Annotated in this window: 23 protein-coding genes and 1 tRNA gene; 19 read left to right on the plus strand and 5 right to left on the minus strand. The window is 62.1% G+C overall.

Going from position 1 to position 25,447, the window contains the following annotated elements:
- Positions 1-99: 99 nt before the first annotated feature.
- Positions 100-1,323 carry a 6-phosphofructokinase gene (locus ACT8X9_RS07330; RefSeq protein ID WP_412591265.1) on the minus strand — a complete coding sequence of 408 codons (1,224 nt, stop codon included), beginning with the start codon at positions 1,321-1,323 and terminating at the stop codon, positions 100-102.
- Between the two features lie 372 nt (positions 1,324-1,695).
- On the opposite strand from ACT8X9_RS07330, the gene ACT8X9_RS07335 reads away from it, so the two are divergent.
- Positions 1,696-2,700, plus strand: a complete 1,005-nt coding sequence (locus ACT8X9_RS07335) for a GDSL-type esterase/lipase family protein (RefSeq protein WP_444268573.1) — start codon at positions 1,696-1,698, stop codon at positions 2,698-2,700.
- A 130-nt stretch (positions 2,701-2,830) separates the two neighbouring features.
- Here ACT8X9_RS07335 and typA read toward each other — a convergent pair whose 3' ends face one another.
- Complete coding sequence (gene typA, locus ACT8X9_RS07340) at positions 2,831-4,654, minus strand: translational GTPase TypA (protein ID WP_227620773.1); 1,824 nt, start codon at positions 4,652-4,654, stop codon at positions 2,831-2,833.
- Between the two features lie 214 nt (positions 4,655-4,868).
- Between typA and ACT8X9_RS07345 the strand changes: the two genes are divergently transcribed.
- The 6 genes from ACT8X9_RS07345 (at position 4,869) to ACT8X9_RS07370 (ending at position 9,801) form a co-directional block, all read left to right on the plus strand.
- Positions 4,869-6,476 carry an MBL fold metallo-hydrolase RNA specificity domain-containing protein gene (locus ACT8X9_RS07345; RefSeq protein WP_227620774.1) on the plus strand — a complete coding sequence of 536 codons (1,608 nt, stop codon included), beginning with the start codon at positions 4,869-4,871 and terminating at the stop codon, positions 6,474-6,476.
- 328 nt (positions 6,477-6,804) lie between these two features.
- A complete protein-coding gene (locus ACT8X9_RS07350; RefSeq protein ID WP_444268574.1) occupies positions 6,805-7,725 on the plus strand; it encodes a hypothetical protein in 921 nt (306 codons plus the stop codon).
- Between the two features lie 12 nt (positions 7,726-7,737).
- Positions 7,738-8,850, plus strand: a complete 1,113-nt coding sequence (locus ACT8X9_RS07355) for a hypothetical protein (protein WP_444268575.1) — start codon at positions 7,738-7,740, stop codon at positions 8,848-8,850.
- Between the two features lie 21 nt (positions 8,851-8,871).
- On the plus strand, positions 8,872-9,219 hold the full coding sequence (locus tag ACT8X9_RS07360) for a hypothetical protein (protein ID WP_227620776.1): 348 nt from the start codon (positions 8,872-8,874) through the stop codon (positions 9,217-9,219).
- A gap of 16 nt (positions 9,220-9,235) precedes the next feature.
- On the plus strand, positions 9,236-9,379 hold the full coding sequence (locus ACT8X9_RS07365; RefSeq protein ID WP_227620777.1) for an XkdX family protein: 144 nt from the start codon (positions 9,236-9,238) through the stop codon (positions 9,377-9,379).
- 2 nt (positions 9,380-9,381) lie between these two features.
- Positions 9,382-9,801 (plus strand): YcbK family protein, encoded by a 420-nt coding sequence (locus ACT8X9_RS07370; protein ID WP_444268576.1) that lies wholly within the window; start codon positions 9,382-9,384, stop codon positions 9,799-9,801.
- 155 nt (positions 9,802-9,956) lie between these two features.
- On the opposite strand, the gene ACT8X9_RS07375 is transcribed toward ACT8X9_RS07370, so the two are convergent.
- A tRNA-Gly gene (locus ACT8X9_RS07375) sits at positions 9,957-10,031 on the minus strand.
- Between the two features lie 214 nt (positions 10,032-10,245).
- Between ACT8X9_RS07375 and pyrH the strand changes: the two genes are divergently transcribed.
- The 11 genes from pyrH to ACT8X9_RS07430 all read left to right on the plus strand — a co-directional run bounded on the left by pyrH (position 10,246) and on the right by ACT8X9_RS07430 (position 22,380).
- Positions 10,246-10,956, plus strand: a complete 711-nt coding sequence (gene pyrH / locus ACT8X9_RS07380; RefSeq protein WP_227620779.1) for a UMP kinase — start codon at positions 10,246-10,248, stop codon at positions 10,954-10,956.
- Positions 10,957-11,041: 85 nt separating this feature from the next.
- Entirely contained in the window at positions 11,042-11,596 is a 555-nt protein-coding gene (frr, locus tag ACT8X9_RS07385; RefSeq protein WP_227620780.1) for a ribosome recycling factor, read from the plus strand.
- A gap of 87 nt (positions 11,597-11,683) precedes the next feature.
- Positions 11,684-12,397 (plus strand): polyprenyl diphosphate synthase, encoded by a 714-nt coding sequence (gene uppS, locus ACT8X9_RS07390; protein ID WP_227620781.1) that lies wholly within the window; start codon positions 11,684-11,686, stop codon positions 12,395-12,397.
- A 135-nt stretch (positions 12,398-12,532) separates the two neighbouring features.
- The gene (locus tag ACT8X9_RS07395) at positions 12,533-13,393 is read left to right on the plus strand and encodes a phosphatidate cytidylyltransferase (protein WP_444268577.1); all 861 of its coding nucleotides are present in this window, start codon (positions 12,533-12,535) and stop codon (positions 13,391-13,393) included.
- Positions 13,394-13,415: 22 nt separating this feature from the next.
- Positions 13,416-14,567, plus strand: a complete 1,152-nt coding sequence (gene dxr, locus ACT8X9_RS07400; protein ID WP_444268578.1) for a 1-deoxy-D-xylulose-5-phosphate reductoisomerase — start codon at positions 13,416-13,418, stop codon at positions 14,565-14,567.
- A gap of 13 nt (positions 14,568-14,580) precedes the next feature.
- Complete coding sequence (locus ACT8X9_RS07405) at positions 14,581-15,693, plus strand: M50 family metallopeptidase (RefSeq protein WP_444268579.1); 1,113 nt, start codon at positions 14,581-14,583, stop codon at positions 15,691-15,693.
- Between the two features lie 13 nt (positions 15,694-15,706).
- Positions 15,707-16,753 (plus strand): flavodoxin-dependent (E)-4-hydroxy-3-methylbut-2-enyl-diphosphate synthase, encoded by a 1,047-nt coding sequence (gene ispG, locus ACT8X9_RS07410; protein ID WP_227620785.1) that lies wholly within the window; start codon positions 15,707-15,709, stop codon positions 16,751-16,753.
- Positions 16,750-17,358, plus strand: coding sequence for a protein adenylyltransferase Fic (fic, locus tag ACT8X9_RS07415; RefSeq protein WP_444268580.1), 609 nt, complete (start codon positions 16,750-16,752; stop codon positions 17,356-17,358). The genes ispG and fic overlap by 4 nt, the downstream gene beginning before the upstream one ends.
- Before the next feature lie 110 nt (positions 17,359-17,468).
- Positions 17,469-21,722: a PolC-type DNA polymerase III gene (locus tag ACT8X9_RS07420; protein ID WP_444268583.1), complete on the plus strand. Its 4,254-nt coding sequence runs from the start codon at positions 17,469-17,471 to the stop codon at positions 21,720-21,722.
- A 93-nt stretch (positions 21,723-21,815) separates the two neighbouring features.
- Positions 21,816-22,034, plus strand: a complete 219-nt coding sequence (locus ACT8X9_RS07425) for a toxin HicA (RefSeq protein WP_349138457.1) — start codon at positions 21,816-21,818, stop codon at positions 22,032-22,034.
- Positions 22,018-22,380 (plus strand): type II toxin-antitoxin system HicB family antitoxin, encoded by a 363-nt coding sequence (locus ACT8X9_RS07430; RefSeq protein ID WP_444268581.1) that lies wholly within the window; start codon positions 22,018-22,020, stop codon positions 22,378-22,380. The genes ACT8X9_RS07425 and ACT8X9_RS07430 overlap by 17 nt, the downstream gene beginning before the upstream one ends.
- Before the next feature lie 91 nt (positions 22,381-22,471).
- On the opposite strand, the gene ACT8X9_RS07435 is transcribed toward ACT8X9_RS07430, so the two are convergent.
- Together ACT8X9_RS07435 and ACT8X9_RS07440 are read right to left on the minus strand one after the other, a co-directional pair.
- Complete coding sequence (locus ACT8X9_RS07435) at positions 22,472-24,166, minus strand: DAK2 domain-containing protein (RefSeq protein ID WP_227620790.1); 1,695 nt, start codon at positions 24,164-24,166, stop codon at positions 22,472-22,474.
- A gap of 52 nt (positions 24,167-24,218) precedes the next feature.
- Positions 24,219-24,569 (minus strand): Asp23/Gls24 family envelope stress response protein, encoded by a 351-nt coding sequence (locus ACT8X9_RS07440; protein ID WP_227620791.1) that lies wholly within the window; start codon positions 24,567-24,569, stop codon positions 24,219-24,221.
- A 511-nt stretch (positions 24,570-25,080) separates the two neighbouring features.
- On the opposite strand from ACT8X9_RS07440, the gene ACT8X9_RS07445 reads away from it, so the two are divergent.
- A partial coding sequence (locus ACT8X9_RS07445) for a CBS domain-containing protein (RefSeq protein WP_444268582.1) occupies positions 25,081-25,447 on the plus strand: 367 nt, incomplete at its 3' end.

The raw sequence follows: 25,447 nt of genomic DNA on the forward strand, positions 1-25,447 counted from the left end.
ATATGCAATTCAACGCTGTTGCTGTTGCATTAAAAAGTTGAATTGCTATAAACGTGCAGGTGCACGAAAACAGACGCGGGGAAAGGAAAAAGGCGATCCTTACAGATGGATGTGGCGGGGCGTGCCGTTGACGTAGACGGGAGTGACCTCGTCGAGGATCAGCGGGCGGGCGTACTCCTCGAACGCCGCCGTCACCTGCATCCCGTCGGGGGCGATCCAGTCCAGCGGCACCTTCTTCTCAAGGTTTGCCACCTTCTGGACGTCCACTGCCTCGGTGATGCACTGGTAGGGATATTCGGATACGCGCTTGAGCGCGATCATTTTGCCCGTCTCACCGGCAAAGGCTGCTGCCGCCGCAGCGCCGCCCACGGCGTAAGCCTCGTTCACGTCGGTGCGGCTGGCCAGATGGCTGGCGCAGCGCTGCAGCGTCGAGAACTCGATGGCGCGGCTCTTGCAGTTCAGCTTGTCGTGGATGAGGTCGGACAGATAGCGGCTGGTGCCGCTGAGGATGGCCTTGTGGCCGAAGGCGTCCAGCTGGCCTGCCGTGGAGACGAGGTCGCACAGGTAGGTGCCGTCGGCGGTCTTGACGCCCTCGCTGGCCGCGATGATGACATTGGACTTCACCCGCTGCAGTTCGTCCACCTTGGCGAGGAACTTGTCCGGCTCGAAGGGGACTTCCGGCAGAAGGATGAGGTCGGGGCCGTCGCAGTCGTCGCCGCCCGCCAGACAGGCCGCACCGGCCAGCCAGCCGGCGTGACGGCCCATGATCTCGGCCACGGTCACGCTCCGGATGTCGTAGACGGAAGAGTCGCGGATGACCTCCTTGAGGATGGTGGCGATGTACTTGGCCGCAGAGCCGTAGCCGGGGGTGTGGTCGGTGAGGCAGAGGTCGTTGTCGATGGTCTTGGGCACGCCGATGAACCGCACCGTGCTGCCCACCTGTGCGCCGTAGCGGCTGAGCTTGGCGATGGTGTCCATCGAGTCGTTGCCGCCGATGTAGAACACTGCGCAGATGTCGTACTTGTCAAACAGGGTGAACAGCTTGACGTAGGGCGTGGAGTCTGCCTCCGGCTCGGGCAGCTTGTAGCGGCAGCTGCCCAGATAGCTGGACGGCGTGCGCTTGAGCAGCTCGATGCTGAGCCGGTCGTCCAGCAGGACGTTCAGCTCCACAAGCTCCTCCTTCAGCAGCCCCTCGATGCCGTGCTTCATGCCGTAGACTTTGTCTGCGCCCAGACTGCAGGCGGCCTTGTAGACGCCCGCGAGGCTGGAATTGATGACGGCGGTGGGGCCGCCGCTCTGGCCGATGATCACATTCTTGGCCATGAGAACCTCCTTGTATCATTTACCGATAAATTGGACTTCCTGTGCGCCGCAGCGCCGCTCCGCGCCCTGTCCCTTCCGAGGCCCGCACACCCTGCACAGTGTACAGGCGGGGGCAGAGCCAACAACCGGCAGCCACAACTCGCACAAAAATTCTAGCAGGTCGTGCAAGCACTTCGAGAAATGTGTGCAAAAACCTGCTCTACTCCTATTGTAACCGTTTTGCCTGTTGTATGCAAGCCCTAATTGGTTGCAGAGGCAAAAAAATTATGATAAAATAGGGTTCACACAGCGCTGACGGGCCGCAGCGGGGGGATAACCCGCCCCATCCCGGGCAGACTATCATCAGAACCAAACGAAAGCGGGAACACCTTTATGGGCATTTCACATGAGTATCACAGCACCAGCCGGAGACGGCGGGGCGGCGCGGGAGGCTTCGCACGGCTCGCAGGGGCCGCAGCGGGCATCCTGCTGGTGAGCTTCGCCATCACGGTCATCCTCGAGCACGGACAGAAGCAGGCCGAAGAGCTGCCAACAGTGACGGCCAACGGCACGGCGCAGAATATCCTCGCCCCCCTGCCGATGCAGGGCGGGGCGGACAGCAGCGCCGACAGCACCGCCCCGGCAGCAGACGGCACCGCCGCCGTGACCTTGGAGCAGTTCGGCCCGGCCCGCCAGACGGCGGGGGCCTACAGCGTCAGGGCCTACGACAGCAGCGTCATCCGCCAACCCGCCTGCGGGCAGGTCGATCTGAGCTACTTCTCCGACGCGGCCTTCCTTGGCGACAGCCTGACCGTGGGCTTCTCGGATTACAGCATCAACCTCGGCGGCGCGCTCATCTGCGGCTACACCGGCGTCGGCCCGGACGCCATCGTCAACCGCAGCGCGGTCAAGAGCAGCGTGCGTGGGCCGGAGGTAGCGCTGGATGTGCTGGCCGCCGCCCAGCCCAAGAAGCTGTATATCCTGCTGGGCACCAACACCCTGACCACCGTGGGCGCGGCAGACCGCTTCCTCGCCTATTACGGTCAGATGCTGGATGTCCTGCGCCAGACGCTGGGCGAGGGGTGCGTCATCTATGTCCAGTCCATCCCGCCCGTCCGCCCCGAGGCGGCCGTGGAAAAGCCGGGCCTTGCCTCGGACATCATCCGCTCGGTGAACGAGCAGCTGGCCCTGCTGGCCGCCGACAAGGGCTGCGTCTACCTCGACCTGTGGGAGACGCTGGCCGACGGCGAGGGCAACCTGAAAGAGGTGCTGGCTGCGCCGGACGGCGTCCACTTCTCGGCGGGCAACGGCTACGGCGCGTGGGTGACGTATCTGCGCAACCACGCCAAGTACGCGGCGGACAACGTCTGGACGCCGGGCAGCGCCTACGCAGGCTGAACATCGGAATAAGAAAAAACATCCGCATTGCGCCCGTTCCGGGCCGCTGCGGATGTTTTGCTGCAAAAAGATCCCGCCCTCTGCATCCGGGATGCAGGGGACGGGATCGCTGCTTTTATAGGGGAAGAGCTTACTTCAGCTTGCTCTTTGCCTTCATGCGCTGCTCGTGGTTGAGGATCTGCTTGCGGATGCGCAGGTTCTCGGGAGTGACCTCCAGCAGCTCATCCGGAGCAAGGAACTCAAGGCAGCCCTCAAGGCTCAGCTTGCTGATGGGGATGAGGCGCAGGGCGTCGTCAGAGCCGGAAGCACGGGTATTGGTCAGGTGCTTGGTCTTGCAGACGTTGACGTCCACATCCTCGCCGGAAGCGGTGTAGCCGATGACCATGCCCTCGTAGACCTTCTCGCCCGCGCCCACCAGAAGGGTGCCGCGCTGCTGGGCGTTGAACAGGCCGTAGGTGACGGCCTCGCCGGTCTCGAAGCTGACCAGAGAGCCAGTGGAGCGGTTGGCGATCATGCCAGCCCAGACATCATAGCCGTCGAAGATCTGGTTGATGATGCCCTCGCCGTGGGTGTCGGTCAGGAACTGGTTGCGGTAGCCGAACAGGCCGCGGCTGGGCATACGGAACTCCAGACGCACGCGGTCGGTGCCCAGAGACTCCATCTGCTGCAGGATGGCCTTGCGCTGGCCCAGACCGGTCATGACAGCGCCCTGATACTGGGTCGGGACGTCGATGACGACGTGCTCCATAGGCTCGTAGGTCTTGCCGTCGATGACCTTGGTCAGGACGTGCGGGGGAGAGACCTGCAGCTCATAGCCTTCGCGGCGCATGGTCTCGATGAGGATGGACAGATGCATCTCGCCACGGCCCATGACGCGGAAGGAATCGGTGGTGGCAGAATCCTCCACCTTCAGGGCGACGTCCTTCAGCAGTTCCTTCTGCAGACGGTCGCGGATCTGGCGGCTGGTGACGTACTTGCCCTCGCGGCCGGCCAGCGGGCTGTCGTTGACGGAGAAGGTCATCTCGACGGTGGGGTCGTTGATCTTCACGAAGGGCAGCGGCTCCACGCTGGAGGGGCTGCACAGGGTGTTGCCGATGGTGACGTCCGGCAGGCCGGAGAAGGCCACGATGTCGCCTGCGGTGATGTTGTCGCAGGGCTGGCGGCCATTGGCCTGGAAGTCATACAGCTTGGTCAGACGGCCGCGCATCTTCAGGTCGGGGTTGTGCCAGTCGCAGACGACCACTTCCTCGCCCACCTTGGCGACGCCGTTCTGGATACGGCCGATGCCGATGCGGCCCACGAACTCGTTGTAGTCCACGGAGGACACCAGCATCTGGAAGGGAGCCTCGGGGTCGCCCTCGGGGGGGCGGATGGTGCTCAGCAGGGTGTCGAACAGGGGGACCAGATCGGTGCCGGGCACATCGGGGTCGAGGCTTGCGGTGCCCTCACGGCCGCAGCAGAACAGCATGGGGCAGTCCAGCTGCTCATCGGTAGCGCCCAGATCCATCAGCAGGTAGAGCACCTCGTCGATGACTTCCTTGATGCGGGCGTCGGGGCGGTCGATCTTGTTGATGGCCACCACGAGGCTCAGGTTCTGCTGCAGAGCCTTCTGCAGCACGAAACGGGTCTGGGGCATACAGCCCTCGGCAGCGTCCACCAGCAGCAGGACGCCGTTGACCATCTTCAGCACGCGCTCGACCTCGCCGCCGAAGTCGGCGTGGCCCGGGGTATCGACGATATTGATCTTGACACCCTTGTAGGTGCAGGAGCAGTTCTTGGCCAGAATGGTGATGCCGCGCTCACGCTCGATGTCACCGCTGTCCATGACACGCTCTGCCACGACCTGATTGTCGCGGAAAGCGCCGCTCTGATGCAGCATCGCGTCCACCAGCGTGGTCTTGCCGTGGTCAACGTGAGCGATGATAGCGACATTGCGCAAATCGTTACGAACCATAAAATACAACCTCTCTATTTGGAATCTCTGTAGAAGTTACGTCATACGATTTAAGTTTATATCATCCGGGGGTGGTTTGTCAAGATTGTATAAAAAATTTTTGATGGTTTCGGCGTTTTGCCCGAGAATCGGCCTTCGATTTGGGCGGCATTGCAGGGCAAAACGTGTTATACTTAATACACCAAAGTTGGATAGATCCGTTGGAGGTGTGTCTATGAAACTGACGTTTTTGGGTGCCAACCACGAAGTGACCGGCAGCTGTACCCTTTTGGAAGCGGCGGGACAGCGCTACCTCATCGACTGCGGGATGGAGCAGGGCAAGGATGTCTACGAGAACCAGCCTATCCCTGTTGCACCGGGCGAGATCGACGGCGTGCTGGCCACCCATGCCCATATCGACCACACGGGCCTGCTGCCCCTGCTGGTGCGCAACGGCTTCCGGGGCAGAATCTACGCTACTAAGCCCACGGCAGAGCTGTGCAGCATCATGCTGCGGGACTCGGCCCACATTCAGGAGTTCGAGGCCGAGTGGAAGAACCGCAAGGGCCAGCGCTCCGGCGCGGAGCCGGTGGAGCCGATGTACACCATTCAGGACGCCGAGGCGGCCATCGCGCTGTTCCGGGGGTTCGACTACAACAAAGAGGTCGAGCTTGCCCCCGGCCTCGTCATCCGCTTTGTGGATGTGGGCCATCTTCTCGGCTCGTCCAGCATCGAGATCTGGGTGACGGAGAACGGCGCGACCACCAAGCTCGTCTTCTCCGGCGACATCGGAAACCTCCATCAGCCCATCATCAAGGACCCCACCTACCTGAAGGATGCGGACTATGTCTTTATGGAGTCCACCTACGGCGACCGCTGCCACGGCCCCAAGCCCGACTATGTGGGCGAGCTGGCGAAAATTTTGCAGCGCACCTTCGACCGGGGCGGTAATGTGGTCATCCCGAGCTTTGCGGTGGGACGCACGCAGGAGCTGCTCTACTTCATCCGTGAGATCAAGGAGAAGAACCTTGTCACCGGCCACGGCTGCTTCCCGGTCTATATCGACAGCCCGCTGGCCATCGAGGCCACCCGCATCTTCAAGGATACCGACCCCTCCTGCTTCGACGAGGAGGCCAACGCCCTGCTGGCCAAGGGCATCGACCCCATCCAGTTCCCGGGCCTGAAGGTCAGCGTTACCAGCGACGAGTCCCGCGCCATCAACACCGACCCCGTGCCCAAGGTCATCATCTCGGCCAGCGGAATGTGCGAGGCGGGCCGTATCCGCCACCACCTCAAGCACAACCTCTGGCGGAAGGAGTGCACCATCCTCTTCGTGGGCTATCAGGCCGTGAGCACGCTGGGCCGCTCCCTGCTGGAGGGGGCAACGAACGTCAAACTCTTCGGCGAGTCCATCGAGGTGCAGGCCGAGATCTGCCAGCTCACCGGCCTTTCGGGCCATGCCGACAGGGAGGGCCTGCTGAAGTGGGTCAACTCCTTCGAGCCGAAGCCCAAGCGGGTCTTCGTCATCCATGGCGAGGATGAGGTGGAGAATATCTTCACCCAGACCCTCACCGAGCAGGGCTTCACCGCCTGTGCGCCCTACAACGGCGAGCAGTGGGCCATCGGGGCCGAGGGTGCTGTCTGCCTGAAGGAAGGCACCCGCACCCGCATCGAGCACCGCGTCAGCGAGGGTGCAGCCCGTGCGGCCACCGTCTTCCAGCGGCTGCTCAGCGCAGGCAAGCGCCTGCTGCGGGTCATCGAGCACAACGAGGGCGGTGCCAACAAGGACCTCGCCAAGTTCGCCGACCAGATCAACGCCCTTTGCGACAAGTGGGACAGATGAGCAGGATGCCCCGGGCGCAATAAAATCGAATCAGATGCCCCGGCCCGAGCCGATGTGTACGCACACGGCCCGGGCCGTTTTTTTGCCTGCGACAGGGGCAAAGCGCGATTTTCTGCGCGTTTTCGCACAAGTTTCCGACTATTTCGCAAAATCTGTTGACTTCGCAGCGGCGAGATGCTACCATATGGCACAAGAAAAGACGGAAATGACAAGTAATGGTTGTTAACTGCGCCCGGGAGCCGCTTGGCATTTTTGGCCCGGCGGGGTGCGATGGCAGAAGCATCCCTGCCGGAAAAGCATCTGCCGAATCAAAAAAGGAGGTCTCTGGATGATAGAATACAAGCTCTCGCTTGCGTCCTCCGGCGCAGTAAAGATGCCGGGCAGCATGGATGCGCTGCAGCTCGGCTACAGCAGGAACTGCGGCGTCTACCGGCTGAGGGTGAGCGCCGCCGACGAGTGGAAGGGGATGACCCTCCGGGCGTTCTGGCACACGCCGGGCGGCAGCCCGCCCGCATCGCTGGTGGAGGATGGGGTGGTGGAGGTGCCCGCGCTGGTCACGGCAGTGCCCGGCGAAGGATGCATCACCTTCGAGGGCAGCGACGGCGTCCGCACCCTCACCAGTGCCGACCTGCGCTACCGGGTGGCCGCAAACTCCGGCACAGAGGACGGCACTCTGCCGCCGCCGGGCACTCCGGCATGGCAGCAGCTGGTGGGTCAGATGGAAAGGGCCGGTGCCGACGCGGAGAAGAGTGCTGTGCGGGCCGAGACGGCCCAGAGCAGCGCGTCGGACAGCGCCGCCGCTGCGGCCCGCAGCCTGAAGACTCTGCAAGAGGGCATCGCCTCGGGAAATTTCAAGGGCGAGAAGGGCGACCCCGGTGCACGGGGCGCACAAGGCCCGAAGGGCGACACAGGCCCGCAGGGGCCGAAAGGCGAAAAAGGTGATACCGGCCCGGCAGGCCCCGCCGGTGCGACCGGCCCGCAAGGCCCGAGGGGCCAGACGGGCGCGGCGGGAAAGGCGGTGGAGGTGGATGCCACCCTCGCTGTGTCAGGCGCGGCGGCAGATGCCAAGGCCGTCGGCAGCGCGTTGGCCGGGAAAGCCGCTGCCAGCCATACTCACAGCTACGCAGGTTCTTCCTCGGCGGGCGGTACGGCCAACAGTGTCAACGGATTCACCTTTGCGGCCCAGACGGTCGACCCCGGTGCAGGCAGCAGCCTTGCCACCAACAAGGTGCTCATCGTGTATGCGTAAAGGGGGCAGAAGATGGCAAAGGGAATCTATGTAGGTGCGGGCGGCGTCGCCCGCAGGATGAAAAAAGCCTATGTCGGGGTGGCGGGCAAGGCCCGTGCAGTCCGGAAGATGTACGTCGGCGTCGGGAACAGGGCGCGGCTGTGCTACAGCGCAGAGCCGGAGTATGCCGGGACGGGTGTGCCTCTCGCGGACCCGAAGTACGGCGCAAAGGCCGCGACGGCAGGGAACAGTGCGCTCATCGGGGGCGGACGCTTCGCTGGCACGGCCTCGAACGCGGTCTGCAATACGGTGGACGCTTACGACACTTCCCTCACACGGACGACCCCGGCGGCGCTGGGGGACAAGAGGTATCTGCATTCCGCCGTGCCGCTCGGGGCGTATGCTCTGTTTGCGGGCGGGACTGCTACGCCGACCGCCCGAGGGGGCTATAACACGGTGGATGCCTACGACGCCTCCCTCACCCGGACGTCAGCCGCCGCGCTGAGCAGGATGCGGACGAGGATGGGCTGCACGGTGCTTGGCTCCCGTGCGCTCTTTGCCGGAGGCGGTCATGGCGGCCTTACCACGGGCGGCGCTTTCACGACCGTGGACGTCTACGATGAGGCCCTCACCCGGACGGCGGGCACGCCGCTGTCCACCAAACGGTTCTTCCCGGCGGGCGCGACCGTCGGGAGCCATGCCCTCTTTGCAGGCGGCACCCCCAAGGATGGCAGTCTTGTGGTGGACGCCTACGACGCTTCCCTGACCCTCACGGCAGCGGCAGACCTGAGCAGTGCCCAGAACAGCTATGCCGCGGCGGCGGTGGGCGGATATGCCCTCTTTGCGGGCGATACGGCCGATGCGGATGTCTACGACGCCTCCCTCACCAAAACAACGGTTGGCATCCTCAGCGCGGCAAGACAGCCGGATGCGGTGACGGCCGGTGGGTATGCATTTTTCGCAGGCGGCGATGAGTCCAGCACGGTGGATGTCTGTGACGCCTCGCTGACCAGAACGACCCTCACCGCCCTGAGCGAGGCGAGGGACAGCATGGCCGCTGCCGCCGTCGGGGACTATGTGCTGTTCGCGGGCGGCAGGAACACGGATAGCCTCTACCATGACACGGTCGATGTTTATACCATATAAGGAATAAGGAGGAAACTCAGAATGGCACGTTACAAGATCTACGACAACAGCTCCGATGTGATCACCCCGGTGGGCGAGGTGCTCACCGCCGAACAGTGGCTCGACCGCTACCCGTGGGGCCGCTTTGCGAAGATGATCGTGGGCGGCGGCGTCATCAATGGCAGCGTGGCCCTCATCTTCGACGAGGCCGTGGAGCGCTGCCGCAGGGCAGGCTGTGACTTCAGCGGCTGCACCACCGACGAGGACTACCTCGCCGCCATGGAGGCCTTTGAGGATGCCCCGCCTGCGGACACCGGCGTCTCCGACCAGACCCGCATTGCGGACGCGCTGGAAGACATGGTGGCCCTGAGCCTGCCGGATGCAGAATAAGAAAGGAGGCGAAAACATGAGCAACAAGGAAAAACTGGCCGAACGCTGGGAGCAGGGCCGCATCTCGGAGGCCATGCTGCGGGTGTATGTCCGCAAGGGCATCCTCTCCAAGGCGGAGCTCGAAGAGATCTGCGGGAAGAAGGGCGGAGCGGAGGACTGAAGATGTCGATTTGTGAATACAGTCTCCGCCGGGACTCCACCCGGCAGCTCTCGCCCAGCTTCCGGGTGTGGGAGTTCGGCTGCAAGGGCAGCGACGTCGTGCTCCTCGACGAGGAGCTTGTGGTGCTGCTTCAGTGCATCCGGGAGCACTTCGGAAAGCCCCTGCATATCACCAGCGGCTACCGCACCGCTGCCCACAATGCTGCTGTCGGCGGCAGCAAGTCCAGCCAGCACCTGCTGGGCCGGGCGGCGGACTTCTGGGTGGAGGACACCCCGGTGGCCTCGGTCGCCGCCTACGCCGAGACCCTGCTGCCCGGGCGGGGCGGCATCGGGCGCTACCCGAAGGACGCCGCCCACCCGAAGCGCCGCACCGGCTGGGTGCATCTCGACACCCGGGCAGATAAGAGCCGGTGGAGTATGTGAGGACAATAACATTATAATATAACAGAAAAGCGGCCCTCTCCCTGTTTTTCGGGGAAAGGGCCGCTTTTGGGTCTCCGGAATGGAATGCGGGTCAAAAACTGGGTCAGAGCATAAAGAAAGACGCTGATTCTTTACGAACCAGCGTCTTTTCTGCATGGAGCGGGCAATGGGAATCGAACCCACCTCCTCAGCTTGGAAGGCTGATATACTAGCCGATGTACGATGCCCGCATATTCGATTTTGCCGGGATGCAAGCAGTATTATAGCATGTTCCGGGGCAAATGTCCAGTCTTTTTTTGCGCAAAGAGGGCCGGGGGGAGAAACCTTTGCCGAAGAGCTGGCGTTTGCCTGTTTACTTTGGAGCAGTTTTATTGTAAAATAGACAGGAGATAAAAACGGCAGCGCACAGCGCGGCCAAATCTGATACAGGTGGTGTATGTTATTATGGCATTGAAATATCAGCGTATCCTTCTGAAGATCAGCGGCGAGGCACTCGGCGGCGAGAAGGGCACCGGCTTCGACGAGCCGACCATGGACGCGATCTGCGGCGGCGTGAAGAAGGCCCATGAGCTGGGCGTCCAGATCGGCATCGTCGTGGGCGGCGGCAACTTCTGGCGCGGCCGTTCCAGCGGCAAGATGGAGCGCACGCTGGCCGATAAGATCGGTATGCTGGCAACGGTGATGAACGCACTGGCCGTCTCCGACAAGCTGGAGCAGCTGGGCGTGCCGACGGAGGTGTTCACCTCCATCACCATGCCGCAGGTGGCCCCGGCCTTCACCCGCAAGGATGCGCTCCGTGCGATGGACGCGGGCAAGATCGCCATCTTTGGCGGCGGCACCGGCAACCCCTTCTTCTCCACCGACACGACCACGGCCCTGCGCGCCGTTGAGGTCAGCGCCGACATCATGTTCAAGGCCACGATGGTGGACGGCGTCTACGACAAGGATCCCCACAAGTACCCCGACGCCAAGAAGTACGAGACCCTCACCTTCACCAAGGTGCTGGAAGACCGTCTGGCGGTCATGGACGGCACCGCAGCCACCCTCTGCCGGGACAACAAGCTTCCCATCCTCGTGTTCGATCTGGCCGACCCCGACAACATCGCCCGCGCCGTGCAGGGCGAGAATGTGGGCACGCTGGTCTACGAGGGCTGAGCATACCGCCCCGCTTCCGACAATAGAATGAACCAGACGCGTCCTGCGGCTGGTGAAAATTGATAACAAACAGGAGACTAGGACAATGAGCAGCAACACCAAGGCATTTGAAGACAAGATGAAGAGTGCAGTCGAGCATCTGGAGCGCGAGCTGAAGACGGTGCGCGCAGGCCGTGCCAACCCCGGCGTTCTGGACAAAGTGACCGTGGATTACTACGGCTCTCCCACCCCCATCCAGCAGGTGGCTTCTGTGGCTGTCAGCGAGGCCCGCACCCTGACCATCACCCCGTGGGACCGCACGCTTCTGCGTGCCATCAGCAAGGCGATCCTCGCCAGCGATGTGGGCATCAACCCCATCGACGACGGCCAGACCATCCGCCTGAACTTCCCGGCCCCCAACGAGGAGCGCCGCAAGCAGCTGGCAAAGGAAGTCTCCAAAATGGGTGAGGAGGCAAAGGTCGCCGTCCGCAACGTCCGCCGCGACGCGATGGATAAGGCCAAGGCCATGAAGAAGGCCGGTGAGCTGACCGAGGACACCCAGAAGACCATGGAAGAGGATGTCCAGAAGCTGACCGACAAGTATGTGAAGAACATCGACGCTGCCGTGGAAGAGAAGCAGAAGGAGATCATGTCCGTCTGAGCCTGACCGCTGTAAGCAGGAAGGTGCCGTGCGCTGAGAGAAGGTGCGCGGCACTTTTTGCCAGACGAATCGTAGAGGAAGAAGAGAATGGAACATCCAAAGGATTTTGCAAAGGGACTGTCCATCGGCATCATCATGGACGGCAACGGCCGCTGGGCCAAGAGCCGGGGCCTGCCCCGCACCGCCGGGCACAAGAAGGGCGCACAGGTCTTTCAGGACATTGCGGACTACTGCGATGAGCTGGGCGTGGAGTCGGTGTATTTTTACGCATTCTCGACCGAAAACTGGAAGCGCCCCGCCGAAGAGGTGGGCGCCATCATGCGGCTGTTCGGCGAATACCTCATCAAGGGCTTCGACTACGAGAACCGGAACGTCCGCATTTGCTTCATGGGCGACCGCACGGTGCTGGAGCCTAAGCTGCAGGAGCTGATGAACAAGCTGGAGCGGGACTCTGCCTGCAAGACCGGCCTGACCATCAACATCGCCATCAACTACGGCGGCCGGCCGGAGATCGTCCGCGCAGCCCAGCGCCTCGCGGCCAAGGCGGCTGCGGGCGAGCTGAAGCCGGAGGACATCACGGAAGATGCCCTCTCGGCCCAGATGTACACGGCCGGCCAGAAGGACCCCGACTTCATCCTCCGCCCCAGCGGGGAGAAGCGGCTCTCCAACTTCATGCTCTGGCAGGCGGCCTATTCGGAGCTGGTGGAAATGGACGTCCTGTGGCCCGATTTCACCCGCGGCGACCTCGACGCCGCCATCACGGAGTTCAACCGGCGCTCCCGCCGTTTCGGCGGCCTGTAAGGCGTTTCACACCCAGATGCCGCGCAGCCTGCGCGGCCCCCGGCGGGCGTCCGGTATTTCCTCGGGCGCTGATGCCGCTGCCTCTGCCGCAGCAGGGGAGCGGCTCCCGGACGAAACAAAGGAGAACATGAAACTATGAAAACACGAGTCATCACAGCTGTGGTGGGCCTGTTCGTCCTTGCGGGCGTCTTGTTCACCTTCAATACGCTGGTGTTCAATCTGGTCATTGCGGCCATCACCCTCATCGCCCTCCATGAGATCTACTCTGCGCTGGGCTTCGAAAAACAGGACTGGCCGCTGCTGGGCATTCTGGTGCCCTACACCCTGCTCATCATGCTGTCGAGCTACAGCATCTGCCGGGCGATGGTGATGCCCGCCTCCTTCCTGGTGGTGCTGTTCTACGCCATCTATCTTGTGGTGCGCAACGGCGTCATCAGCTACCAGAAAGCCAGCGGCCTTGTAATGTTTTCGGGCATCGTCATCTTCTGCTTTTACTCCTTCATCCGGCTCAAGGAGCTGCTGCCGGTAGAGAAGTTCGGTTACGACGCCATCTTCTTCATCCTGCTCATTCTCTGCTTCGCATGGGGCGGCGACACCTGCGCCTACTTTGCGGGCCGTGCCTTCGGCAAGCATAAGCTCTGCCCGGTGGTCAGCCCCAAAAAGACGGTGGAGGGCGCTGTGGGCGGCGTGCTGGGCACGATGGTGTTCGGCGTGCTGGTCACGGTCATCTACTCGGTGGCGGCAGACCGGATGGAGGCGTTCACCCGCTCCAACATCGGCGTGTCCATGTATATCATCATCGCGCTGCTGGCCTGCGTGGCCGCAGTGCTGGGCATTTACGGCGACCTGTTCGCCAGCGTGGTCAAGCGCCAGTGCGGCATCAAAGACTATGGCACCATCTTCCCGGGGCACGGCGGCATCCTCGACCGCTTTGACAGCGTGATGTTCATCGCGCCCTTTGTCACGATGGTGGTCATCGCAGTGTTCTACTACTAAAAAGAACAGGAGGTAGCGCTTTATGGCTAAAAAAATCACGCTGCTGGGTTCCACCGGCTCCATCGGCACCCAGAGCCTCGACGTTATCCGCGCCCAAGGGTATGAGGTGTTCGGTCTGTCGGCCCACAGCCAGACGGATAAACTCTTACAGCAGATCGAAGAGTTCCACCCCAAGTATGTCTGCATGACCAGCGAGGCCGGGGCAGAGAAGCTCTCGGCTGCACTGGCGGGCCGCGCCGACGCGCCCAAGCTCCTGACCGGCCCCGAGGGGCTGAAGACCCTCGCCGCCATGGATGGCCCGGACGTGGTGCTGAACAGCGTGGTGGGCATCGCGGGCCTCGGCGCCAGCCTTGCCGCCATTGAGAGCGGCCATGACCTCGCCCTCGCCAACAAAGAGAGCCTCGTCACCGGCGGACATCTCGTGACGCAGGCGGTGGCGGAGCACGGCGTCAGGTTGCTGCCGGTGGACAGCGAGCACTCGGCCATCTTCCAGTGCTTGCAGGACAGGGAGAGCGCCAAGAGCCTGACGAAGATCCTGCTGACGGCCTCCGGCGGCCCCTTCTTCGGGATGAAGACCGAGGAGCTGCGGGGCAAGACCAAGGCCGACGCCCTCCGGCACCCCAACTGGAACATGGGCGCGAAGATCACCATCGACAGCGCCACCCTGATGAACAAGGGCCTTGAGCTGATCGAGGCGGTGTGGCTGTTCGGCCTCCCCCCCGAGAAGATCCAGATCGTCGTCCAGCGCCAGAGCATCGTCCACTCGGCGGTGCAGTACAGCGACAACTCCATCATCGCCCAGCTGGGCGTGCCGGATATGCGCATCCCCATCCAGTATGCGCTGACCTACCCGGCCCGTGTGCCGGGCGTCGTGCCGGAGCTGGACTTCACCACCCTCAAGCTGCTGACCTTCGATGTGGCCGACGAGGAGACCTTCCGCTGCCTTGCCGCCTGCAAAAAGGCCATCAGGAAGGGCGGTCTCGGCCCCTGCGCTGCCAATGGTGCCAACGAGGAGGCCGTCAGGCTCTTCCTTGAGGACAAGATCGGTTTCCTCGACATCGGCCGTCTGGTGGAGGCCGTCGTGGACAGCGACAGCTTCGGCGGCAGCTACAGCCTCGCGGATGTGTACGAGTGCGACCGCATGGCCCGCGCCTTTGTGAGAGCACACCTGTGAGATAGGAGAAAGAATGTCAGTTTTCATCACCTTTGCGGCTGCGCTGCTCATCTTCGGCGCAGTCATCGCCATCCACGAGTTCGGCCATTTTGCGATGGCGAAGCTCTGCGGCGTCCAAGTCAACGAGTTCTCCATCGGCATGGGGCCGGCCCTCATCAAGACCTACCGCAAGGGCACCCAGTACACCCTGAGGCTCCTGCCCGTGGGCGGCTTCGTGGCGCTGGAAGGGGAGGAAAGCCCCGAGAGCACGCAGGCCGAGGGCGGGAACGAAGAGGACGCCGCCCCGGCCATCCCGCCGGAGGTGCTGGCACAGCGGACGGGCAAGCCCCTGAACGAGGCCGCCGTCTGGCAGCGGATGCTGGTGATGGCAGCAGGCGCGGTGATGAACTTCGTGCTGGGCTTTGTGGTGCTGCTGCTCCTCATCTCGCTGCGCAGTGAACCCATCACCAGCAAGGTCATCTATGCCGTGGAGGACAATGCCCTCTGCGGCCAGACCGGCCTGCAGGCCGGGGACGAGATCGTGGCCGTCAACGGGCGGCACTGCTTCGTGGCCAACGATATGCTCTACGAGCTGATGCGCACCGAGAGCTACCGTGCGGCCTTCACCGTCCGCCGGAACGGGAAGCTGGTGGAGCTGCCCGACGTCCAGTTCGACACATGGCAGGATGCACAGGGCCAGACCCACATGACGCTGGGCTTCACGGTCTACGGACTCAAAAAAACACCGAAGAACGTCTTGAAAGAAGCGGCCAACAGCGTCATCTACTATGGCCGGATCATCTACACCTCGCTGGCTGACCTGCTGCGGGGCCGCGAGAGCATCAACGACCTGTCCGGCCCGGTGGGCATCGTGACCGCCATCGGGCAGGCCGCCAGCTACGGCTGGGAGGATGTTTTCGAGCTGCTGGCGCTCATCACCATCAACCTCGGCGTCTTAAATCTGCTGCCGTTCCCGGCGCTGGACGGCGGCAAGATCGTCTTCCTGCTTATCGAGGCAGTCACCGGCCATGCTGTGCCGGAAAAAATTCAGGGCAGTCTGACCGTCGCCGCCTTCGCGCTGCTGTTCGGCCTGATGCTCTTTGCAACGTACAATGACATCGTCCGGCTCGTGACAGGAGTGATCTGAAAGGGGAAGTACCATGCGGCAGCTGAAGCGTGAAGTCAAGATCGGAAATGTGACCATCGGCGGCAAGAATCCCATCGCCGTGCAGACCATGCTGAACGTCCCGGTGGAGGACATCGAGGGCAATGTGGCGCAGGCCAAGCGCTGCGAGGCGGCGGGCTGTCAGATCCTGCGGGTGACCTGCCCCAGCGCGGCGGACGCCAAGTGCATCGAGGCCGTCAAGAACGCCGTCAATATCCCCATCGTGGCAGACATCCACTTCGACTACAAGGCGGCTCTCGCCTGCGCCGACGTGGGCGTGGACAAGATCCGCATCAATCCGGGCAACATCGGCGACGACGACCGGGTGAAGGCGGTGGTGGACGCCTGCCAGCAGAAGAACATCCCCATCCGCATCGGCGTCAACGGCGGAAGTCTGGAAAAGCACATCCTTGCTAAATATGGTGCGCCTGTGCCCGAAGCGATGGTGGAGAGCGCGCTGTACCACGTCCGCCTGCTGGAAAAGTTCGATTTCAACAACATCGTGATCTCCATCAAGAACTCCAACGTCCCCCGCATGATGGAGGCCTACCGCCAGCTCAGCGCCGTGACAGATTACCCGCTCCATGTGGGCGTCACCGAGGCGGGCACCTACCAGATGGGCCTGCTCAAGAGCGGCATGGGCATCGGCGGGATGCTGCTGGAGGGCATCGGCGACACCATCCGCGTCTCGCTGGCGGCCGACCCCGAGAAGGAAGTGGAAGCGGGCTACAACATCCTGCGCGCCGTCGGCTTCCCGGTGGCCGGCCCGGAGGTCATCACCTGCCCGACCTGCGGCCGCACCCAGTACCCCTGCACCGAGATCGCAAACGAAGTGGAGCGGCGGCTTCAGGGCTGCAAGAAGTCCATCAAGGTGGCCGTCATGGGCTGTGTCGTCAACGGCCCCGGCGAGGCCCGGGAGGCCGACATCGGCATCGCCGGCGGCAAGGGCGAGGCGGTGCTTTTCGTCCACGGCGAACCTGTCCGGAAGCTGACGGGGGAGAATATCCTCGACCAGTTCATGGAGGAGATTTATAAACTGTGATTTTGCAGAATAAGCTTGGGCTGACGAATGAGGCCGAGCTGGCCCGGGCAGAAGAAAAACTCAGCAAGACCCGGGCGCTCGAGCTTTATGACACCGGTCTGCTGGATACCTTCGAGGTCGGCACCTTCAAGGGGCTTGCGGCCATCCATAAGCATCTGTTCGGAGACGTCTACGAGTTTGCGGGACAGATGCGGACGGTGAATATCGCAAAGGGCAATTTCCGCTTTGCGCCTGTGATGTACCTGCGCCCGGCACTGGAAAGCATCGATGCGATGCCGCAATCCTCCTTCGATGAGATCATCGAGAAGTATGTGGAGATGAATGTGGCCCATCCGTTCCGGGAGGGCAACGGCCGCAGCACCCGCATCTGGCTGGATGCGATCCTCAAAAAGGAGCTGCATCAGGTCATCGACTGGAGCCGCGTCGATAAGGGGGACTATCTCCTTGCGATGGAGCGCAGCCCGGTCAAGGATGTGGAGATAAAGGCCCTGCTGCGCGCCGCCCTGACCGAAAAGATCAATGACCGCGAGGTCTATATGAAAGGCATCGACGCCAGCTACCACTACGAAGGCTACCATGTCTTCAAGACAGAAGATTTGACTTAAAAGCAACTTACTGCCACGCCCATCCCGGGCGCGGCAGTTTGTGCTGTTATCTGATAGAAAAAAGGAGTACCACTGTGACACCACTTGTTTCCCAGCTATGGCCGCAGTTTATGGCGGACCCGGACTTTGCGGCCTGTTTTGGCCGCGTGGTCGTCGAGCACGCCCAGATGCTACGGCAGGAGCGGCAGGTCATTTTCACGCTGCGCAGTTCTGCCCCGCTGGACAAGGGGCTGTGCGCACGGCTGCTGGCCTCCCTCGCGCCCGACTATGAGGGCTTTGAGCTTCGCATCCACAACCTCTTCGGCTACGCCGCGCTGGACGAGAGCGGACTGCGGGAGCTGATGGAGGAGATGAAGCGGGACGGCGTGCCCATCAACGGCTTCCTCGACCGATGCCGCATCACCATCACCGGCCAGAACATCACCATCGGCGTCTGCCATGGCACGAAGTTTTTGCAGGAGATGCAGTTCGAGCGGCTGCTGGCGGAGCGTATCGCCGCCCACACCGGCGTGAAGCCCAAAGTGACGCTGGAAAGCAGCGTGGGCGAGGCCGAGCAGCGCCAGATGGAAGAAAAGCTGGAGCGCAAAATTGCTCCTCCTGTCGTCAAATTCGAGCGGAAGAATACGGCGCCCTCCATCAAGGTGGAGGGCCTCGACCTCACGGACAAGCCTGTTACCATCTTCCACGGCAAGATGTTCTCCCCCAAGAACCTCACCCCCCTCAAGGACTTGGGCGGCGAGGGCGGAAAGTGCATGATCTGGGGCGATGTTTTCTTCACCGAGGTGAAGGGCAGCTTCCGTAAGATCTATACCGTCTCCATCACCGACTACACCGGCTCCATCAACCTGAAGATCCGTGCGCAGGAAGGGGAGGACTGCTCCAAGTGGGAGTCCATCCCCAAGGGCACGACGGTCGTGGTGCGGGGCGACTGCTCCTACGACAAGTACGAGCATGACTATATCGTCTGGCCCTACGATGTCCTCTTCGTCGAGCGCAAAAAGCGGGAGGATAATGCTCCCGTCAAGCGGGTGGAGCTGCATCTGCATACCAAGCTGTCCAGCATGGACGCCTTCTGCGACCCCGGCGGCATCGTCAAGCTGGCCCACCGGATGGGCCACCCGGCCATCGCCATCACTGACCACGGCGTCTGTCAGGGCTACCCCGAAGCCATGCTGGCGGCGGACGCCATCCACAAGACCGACCCGGACTTCAAGCTCATCTATGGCTGTGAGGCCTACTTCGTCGATGACATGATCCCCTGCGTCTACGGCGTGAAGGATGAGCCGCTGAACGGCGAGTTCTGCGTCTTCGACACCGAGACGACGGGCCTCGACCCGGGCGTGGAGTACCTGACCGAGATCGGTGCAGTCATCGTGCGGGACGGCGAGGTGGTGGAGGAGTTCGACACCTTCGTTAAGCCCGGCAAGCCCATCACGCCCAAGATCACGGAGCTGACCGGCATCACCAACGAGATGGTGGCCAATGCCCCCGGCGAGGCCGAGGCGCTGGAAGCCTTCCTCAAATTCGTGGATGGCCGCATCCTCGTGGCCCATAACGCCCACTCCTTCGACATCCGGTTCCTCCGCGCCGCCGCCAAGCGGAGCGGCATCGAGTTCGAACCGACCTATATCGACACCCTGACCATGGCGCAGGCCATGTACCCCGGCCTCCACAACTACAAGCAGGGGACCATCAACAAGCACCTGGAGCTGCCCGCCTACGAAGCTCATCGCGCCTGCGAGGACTCTGCCGCGCTGGGCCGCATCTTCTGCGTCATGCTCAAGGATCTGGAGGAAAAGCAGGTCACGGCCGTCAGCGGCATCAACACCGGACTCGGCGGCAACCGTGAGGTGCTGAAAAAGAAGTATTACCACCTCATCATCCTCGTGCGCAACCAGATGGGCCTGAAGAACCTCTATAAAATCGTCAGCGAGGCCCACGTCAACTACTTCTTCAAGAAGCCCCGCGTGCCCCGCAGCCTCCTCAACAAGTACCGCGACGGCCTGATTTTGACCTCAGCCTGTGAGGCGGGCGAGCTGTACCGCGCCATCGTGGAGGGCCGCTCCTACGAGGAGCTGAAGAAGATCGCTTCCTATTACGATATTCTGGAAGTCCAGCCGCTGGGCAACAACGCCTATATGGTGCGGGACGGCAAGGTGGAGAGCGAAGAGGTCATCAAGGACTTCAACCGCACCGTCATCCAGCTGGGCGAAGACCTCCACAAGCCCGTCATTGCCACCGGCGACGTCCACTTCACCGAGCCGGAGGACGCCATCTACCGCTCCGTCCTGCAGGCAGGCAACGGCTTCAAGGACGCAGACAACCAGCCGCCCCTGTTCTACCGCACGACGGAGGATATGCTGGACCAGTTCCGCTATCTGCCCAAGGAGAAGGCCTACGAGATCGTCGTGACCAACCCCCGCAAGATCGCGGCCAGCATCGACGGCAGCGTCCGCGCCATCCCGCGCGGCACCTATCCGCCCAGCATCGAGGGCGCAGAGCAGCAGCTCCGGGACGCCACATGGGCGCACGCCAAGCGGGATTACGGCGACCCGCTGCCCGAGATCGTGGAGAAGCGGCTGCAAAAAGAGCTGGACTCCATCTGCGGCCACGGCTACGCCGTCCTGTACGTCATCGCGGTCAAGCTGGTGGCCTACTCCAACGCGGGCGGCTATCAGGTGGGCAGCCGCGGCTCGGTCGGCTCGTCGGCTGTGGCCCACTTCTCCGGCATCTCGGAGGTCAACAGTCTGCCGCCCCATTACCGCTGCCCCAAGTGCAGGCACAGCGAGTTTATCACCGACGGCAGCGTGGAGGATGGCTTCGACCTGCCCGACAAGAACTGCCCCGCGTGCGGCACCCGGATGCTGGTGGACGGCCACGACATCCCCTTCGAGACCTTCCTCGGCTTCTACGGCGACAAGGAGCCGGATATTGACCTGAATTTCTCGGGCGAATATCAGTCCAACGTCCACCGCTACACCGAGGAGCTGTTCGGCAAGGCCAACGTCTTCAAGGCGGGCACGGTCTCCGGCATTCAGGACAAAACAGCCTATGGCTACGTCAAAAAATATCTGGACGAGCGGGGGAGAACGGTCAACCACGCCGAGGAGAACCGCCTGACGCTGGGTTGCACCGGCGTCAAGCGCACCACCGGCCAGCACCCCGGCGGCATGGTCGTCGTGCCCGACACCTACGAGATCTACGACTTCTGCCCCATCCAGCACCCGGCGGATGACGTGGCGGGCGGTCTGCTGACCACCCACTTCGAGTTCAAATACCTTCACGACACCCTGCTCAAGCTGGATGAGCTGGGCCACGATATGCCCACCTTCTACAAGTATTTCGAGGAATATACCGGCATCCCGGTGGACAGCATCCCCATGAATGACCCCAAGGTCTACAGCCTGCTCACCAGCCCGGAGGAGCTGGGCGTCACGCCGGAGCAGATCGACAGCCAGACCGGCACCTTCGGCATCCCCGAGATGGGCACGAACTTCGTGCGCGGGATGCTGGTGGAGGCCCGGCCCAAGAATTTCTCCGAGCTGATCCAGATCTCGGGACTGTCTCACGGCACCGATGTCTGGACGGGCAACGCCGATGAACTCATCCGCAGCGGCACCTGCACCATCGCGGAGGTCATCGGCTGCCGCGACAGCATCATGCTCTACCTGCTGCGCAAGGGTCTCGAGCCGAAGATGGCCTTCGACATCATGGAGGCCGTCCGTAAGGGCAAGGTGGCCAAGGGCGGCTTCGCGCCCGGCTGGGAGGAGGCCATGCGGGAGCACGAGGTGCCGGACTGGTATATCGAGAGCTGCCGCAAGATCAAGTATATGTTCCCGAAAGCCCATGCCGTGGCCTACCTGATGTCGGCCATCCGCCTCATGTGGTTCAAGCTCTACCATCCGCAGGCGTTCTATGCGGTCTATTTCACTGTCCGCGGCGATGACATCGACTACGAAGCCGCCGTGGGCGGTGCGGCGGTGGCCCGTGCCCACATGAACGAGGTCAAGCGCCGCCTGAAGGAGGAGAAAAATGCCAAGGACGAGGACGTCCTCGTCTCGCTCCAGCTGGTCAACGAGATGCTGGTGCGGGGCTACGAGTTCCTGCCCATCGAGCTGGGCAAGAGCCGCGGCTCGAAGTATGTGGTGGAGGACGGCAAGGTGCGCCTGCCCTTCTGCTCCCTGAAGGGTCTGGGCGGTGCCGCCGCCGATGCGCTGGAAAATGTGACCATCCACGGCGAAGAATACCTCTCCATCGAGGAGCTGCAGCAGGCCTCCGGCGTCGGCAGCAGCATCATCGACCGCCTGCGTCAGGTGGGCGCTCTGGGCGACCTGCCCGAGAGCAGTCAGGTGAGCTTCTTCTAAAAAGATGTTGACACCATATGCGACACCATATATAATGGAAATAGGAGAATCAGGATGTCAAAATGGGATAAACTGTTGGCAAGGATATGCTCTTTGAGCAAAGACCTCCGGTTCGACGAACTGCGCAGGGTCTTGGAAAGCTATGGCTATGAGATGAGCGCACCCCGGAGCGGCAGCAGCCATTACACCTTCCGCAAGGCAGGCTGCTATCCCATTACGATCCCGAAGCATGAACCGATCAAGAAAGTCTATGTCGAAATGGTGAGACAGATCGTAGAGAGCGAGGCGAAGAACGATGAAGACGCTGAATGATTATCTGGCGCTGTCCTATCGGATGGAAATTGTCAAGGACAGTGACGAGGGCGGTTTTGTGGCCTCTTATCCGGACCTCCCGGGCTGCATCACCTGCGGAGAGACGGAGGAAGAGGCGCTGAAAAACGCTTTGGACGCCAAAAAGGCATGGCTGGAGGCCGCGCTGGAAGAGAACATTGAGATTCCTGAGCCGGACAGTCTGGAGGCGTACTCCGGGCAGTTCAAGCTGCGCCTGCCCCGAAGCCTGCACCGCGCTCTCGCAGAGCATTCGCAGCGGGAGGGCATCAGCATGAACCAGTACTGCGTGTACCTTCTGGCGAAGAATGACGCCCTTCACGCCGGGTAAAAATCAGTATAACTAAACGACCTCTGCGACCGGATGACCGGAAGCAGAGGTCGTTTTGTGTTGCGGGTATTGCTTTGAGCAGGGGAGAGGCTTACTCCACGCTGATCATATAATAGTAGACCGGCTGGCCGCCGCGGATGTGGCTGACCTCAACGTGGTTGGGGCACTTGGCCTTGACGATCTCGGTCACCTTCTCGGCATCCTCGTCGGAGACGTCGCAGCCGGAGATGATGGTGACGAAGCTGGAATCCTTCTTGCACATACCGCGGGCCAGACGATAGGTGGCCTTGGTGATGTCGTTGGAGGTGGAGACAATCTTGCCGTTCTCCAGTGCCATGATCTCACCCTTCCGGATGCGCTTGCCGTCATACTCGCTGTCGCGGGCGGCGTAGGTGATGAGGCCGGTGGATACCTTGTCGGCGGCGGACATCATGTTGATGGTGTTGGCCTCGACGGTGGCGGAGGGGTCAAAGTTCAGCAGAGCCGTGATGCCCATGGGGACGGTGCGGGTGGGCAGGACGACCACCTGACGGTCGGCCAGCTTCTGGGCCTGCTCAGCAGCCATGATGATGTTCTTGTTGTTGGGCAGGACGAAGACGGTCTTGGCCGGGACACTCTGGACGGCGGCGAGGATGTCCTCGGTGGCGGGGTTCATGGTCTGACCGCCGGAGACGACCGCGTCAGCGGACAGGTCGGTAAAGACGGCCTTCAGGCCCTCGCCGGCGGCGACAGCAACAAAGCCGTAGTCGCGGCTGGGATCGACGGCAGCATAGATGAACTCGCTGGCCGGGTCGGGCTTCTTCTCGGCAGAAGCCTGCTTCTCGAGGCTCTTGCCCTGCTTCTGACGGGCAAGGAACTGCTCGTGCATATTCTCGATCTTGAAGTTGGTGAGGTAGCCGTACTTGATGGCCTCGCTCAGGATCTTGCCGGGGTCGGCGGTGTGGACGTGGAGGTTGATGACGTCGTCGTCCTCGATGCAGACCACGCTGTCGCCGTTAGATTCGGCGAAGGCACGCATCTTTGCAGCGCTTGCGCCCTCGTTCTTGTTGATGAGGAACTGGGTGCAGTAGCCGTTTTTGATGTCCTCGACCTTCATCAGGTCATCGGTAAAGACGCCCTTGCCCGCGTTCGCGGTGGAGAGCTTGGCCTTGTTGGGGGCAGCCTCGCCGCCGGCCACGATGTCCTCCCCGTGGAAGACCTTGCCCATGCCCTCAAAGATGATCATGATGCCCTGACCGCCGGCATCAACGACACCGGCTTTTTTCAGGACGGGCAGCAGGTTGGGGGTGTCCTCCAGAGCCTTCTGGCCCGCAGCGAGGACGACGTCCCACAGCTCGGCCACATCCTCCTTGCCGCAGGCGGCAGCTTCCTCCGAAGCCACGCGGGCCACGGTCAGGATGGTGCCCTCGGTGGGCTTCATGACGGCCTTGTAAGCGCCCTCGACGCCCTTCTTGAGCGCAGAGACGATGTCGGCGGCGTCGGCCTCTTTCTTGCCCTCCAGAGCCTTGGAGAAGCCGCGGAACAGCAGGCTGGTGATGACGCCAGAGTTGCCGCGGGCGCCGCGCAGCATGGCGGAGGCGGCGGTCTTTGCGGCCTCGCCCACGGTGCAGCTGTCGTCCATGGCCTGCAGCTCACGGACGGCTGCGCCGACAGTCATGCCCATGTTGGTGCCGGTGTCGCCATCGGGGACAGGGAAGACATTCAGCTCGTCCACGCGGGAGCGCTGATTGTTGATGTTGTTTGCGCCGGAAATGATGGCGTCGCGCAGGATCTTACCAGAAATCATTGCTTTTTACTCCTTATATCTTCCCGGTATCCCCCGGGCGGGCTTTGTCTCGTCAGGCAACCACGTCATCGACCGATACGACCACGCGGGCGACCTTCAGGCCGGTGGCCTGCTCCACCTCGTCCTTCACGCGGTGCGAGATGGCACGCGCGGCGGTGGAGATGTTCAGCCCGTAGCTGACGGCAATGTGCAGCTCGATCACGAGACGGCCCTCTTCCTGTGTGACACGGACGCCCTTGGCCGAGTCGTCCACGCCGCGCACGGCGCAGCGGACGCGGTCGGTCAGATCACGGGGGGCCATTGCGGCCACGCCGTAGCATTGTTTGGTTGCTTCGCCCACGAGCGTGGAAAAATACTCGGCTGAGAAGCTGACATCTCCCAGCGGAAAACGGGAAGTGATCATAGTCGCTCTGCTCCTTTTATTCATGATTGTACCCCTGTCCGCACGGCGGCGGGGCGGCGCGCAGGCCCAAAGGGCGGCGTACCGCTCTTATTATACAACTTTCTTCGGAAGCTGTACAGCACATAATTGCAGATGCAAAGGGGAAAAGTCTGGCACGGATCGCCGGCTTCGGCCTGTTTCGACACCGCGAGCCGGTATACTGGAAGACAGACGAAGCCGCCAAGGGCCGTATTCCTAGTGTTAGTATAGCACAAAATCCTTCGCTGCGCATCCATTTCGTGAATATTTATCCGACGAAACAAAAGGTGATTGTGAATAAAATATAAAACATGGCGCAGACATCTTTATCTTACTATGAAAAAGTGCTAAAATCTAAAGTGGAAAGAGTAGGACTGTATCCGGCGCAGGATACAGGAATATTTGATCAAGGTGATGAAGACAGGAATTTGCTGCGGCTGCACAGGAGCTGCGGCCCCGGCGGCGGAAAAAGTTCATAATAGGAGTTGTTTTCATGAATATTCTGTTTTTCCTTTCCCCCAAGCAGGACCTGATGTATGTGTACGATGACTTCACCCTTCGCCAGACGCTGGAAAAATGGGAGAACAACCGCTACGCATCCATCCCGGTGCTCAACCGCAAGGGCGAGTATGTGGGTACCCTGACGGAGGGGGACATCCTGTGGGGGCTGAAGAAGTTCCACGGCCTTGACCTTGAGGCGGCGGAGGATGTGCCCATCCGGGACTTCGCCCATAAGCGGGACTACAAGGCCGTCACCGTCACGACGAGCATGGACCAGCTCATCGAGGCGGCCATGAACCTGAATTTAGTCCACGTGGGGGACGAACGGGGGATGATCAACGGCAACGTCCGCCGTCAGG

Source organism: Faecalibacterium sp., from assembly GCF_052358865.1.
Lineage (GTDB): Bacteria > Bacillota > Clostridia > Oscillospirales > Ruminococcaceae > Faecalibacterium > Faecalibacterium butyricigenerans.

Bases quoted from the DNA above. Each gene is read 5' to 3' on its own strand.
- ACT8X9_RS07405 (WP_444268579.1), top strand. From the start codon at position 14,581: ATGTCAGTTTTCATCACCTTTGCGGCTGCGCTGCTCATCTTCGGCGCA.
- ACT8X9_RS07430 (WP_444268581.1), top strand. From the start codon at position 22,018: ATGAAGACGCTGAATGATTATCTGGCGCTGTCCTATCGGATGGAAATT.
- ACT8X9_RS07360 (WP_227620776.1), top strand. From the start codon at position 8,872: ATGGCACGTTACAAGATCTACGACAACAGCTCCGATGTGATCACCCCG.
- ACT8X9_RS07345 (WP_227620774.1), top strand. From the start codon at position 4,869: ATGAAACTGACGTTTTTGGGTGCCAACCACGAAGTGACCGGCAGCTGT.
- typA (WP_227620773.1), bottom strand. From the start codon at position 4,654: ATGGTTCGTAACGATTTGCGCAATGTCGCTATCATCGCTCACGTTGAC.
- ACT8X9_RS07355 (WP_444268575.1), top strand. From the start codon at position 7,738: ATGGCAAAGGGAATCTATGTAGGTGCGGGCGGCGTCGCCCGCAGGATG.
- ACT8X9_RS07395 (WP_444268577.1), top strand. From the start codon at position 12,533: ATGAAAACACGAGTCATCACAGCTGTGGTGGGCCTGTTCGTCCTTGCG.
- ACT8X9_RS07420 (WP_444268583.1), top strand. From the start codon at position 17,469: ATGGCGGACCCGGACTTTGCGGCCTGTTTTGGCCGCGTGGTCGTCGAG.
- ACT8X9_RS07440 (WP_227620791.1), bottom strand. From the start codon at position 24,569: ATGATCACTTCCCGTTTTCCGCTGGGAGATGTCAGCTTCTCAGCCGAG.
- uppS (WP_227620781.1), top strand. From the start codon at position 11,684: ATGGAACATCCAAAGGATTTTGCAAAGGGACTGTCCATCGGCATCATC.
- ACT8X9_RS07335 (WP_444268573.1), top strand. From the start codon at position 1,696: ATGGGCATTTCACATGAGTATCACAGCACCAGCCGGAGACGGCGGGGC.
- dxr (WP_444268578.1), top strand. From the start codon at position 13,416: ATGGCTAAAAAAATCACGCTGCTGGGTTCCACCGGCTCCATCGGCACC.
- ACT8X9_RS07330 (WP_412591265.1), bottom strand. From the start codon at position 1,323: ATGGCCAAGAATGTGATCATCGGCCAGAGCGGCGGCCCCACCGCCGTC.
- ACT8X9_RS07370 (WP_444268576.1), top strand. From the start codon at position 9,382: ATGTCGATTTGTGAATACAGTCTCCGCCGGGACTCCACCCGGCAGCTC.
- ACT8X9_RS07350 (WP_444268574.1), top strand. From the start codon at position 6,805: ATGATAGAATACAAGCTCTCGCTTGCGTCCTCCGGCGCAGTAAAGATG.
- ACT8X9_RS07435 (WP_227620790.1), bottom strand. From the start codon at position 24,166: ATGATTTCTGGTAAGATCCTGCGCGACGCCATCATTTCCGGCGCAAAC.
- pyrH (WP_227620779.1), top strand. From the start codon at position 10,246: ATGGCATTGAAATATCAGCGTATCCTTCTGAAGATCAGCGGCGAGGCA.
- ACT8X9_RS07365 (WP_227620777.1), top strand. From the start codon at position 9,236: ATGAGCAACAAGGAAAAACTGGCCGAACGCTGGGAGCAGGGCCGCATC.
- frr (WP_227620780.1), top strand. From the start codon at position 11,042: ATGAGCAGCAACACCAAGGCATTTGAAGACAAGATGAAGAGTGCAGTC.
- ispG (WP_227620785.1), top strand. From the start codon at position 15,707: ATGCGGCAGCTGAAGCGTGAAGTCAAGATCGGAAATGTGACCATCGGC.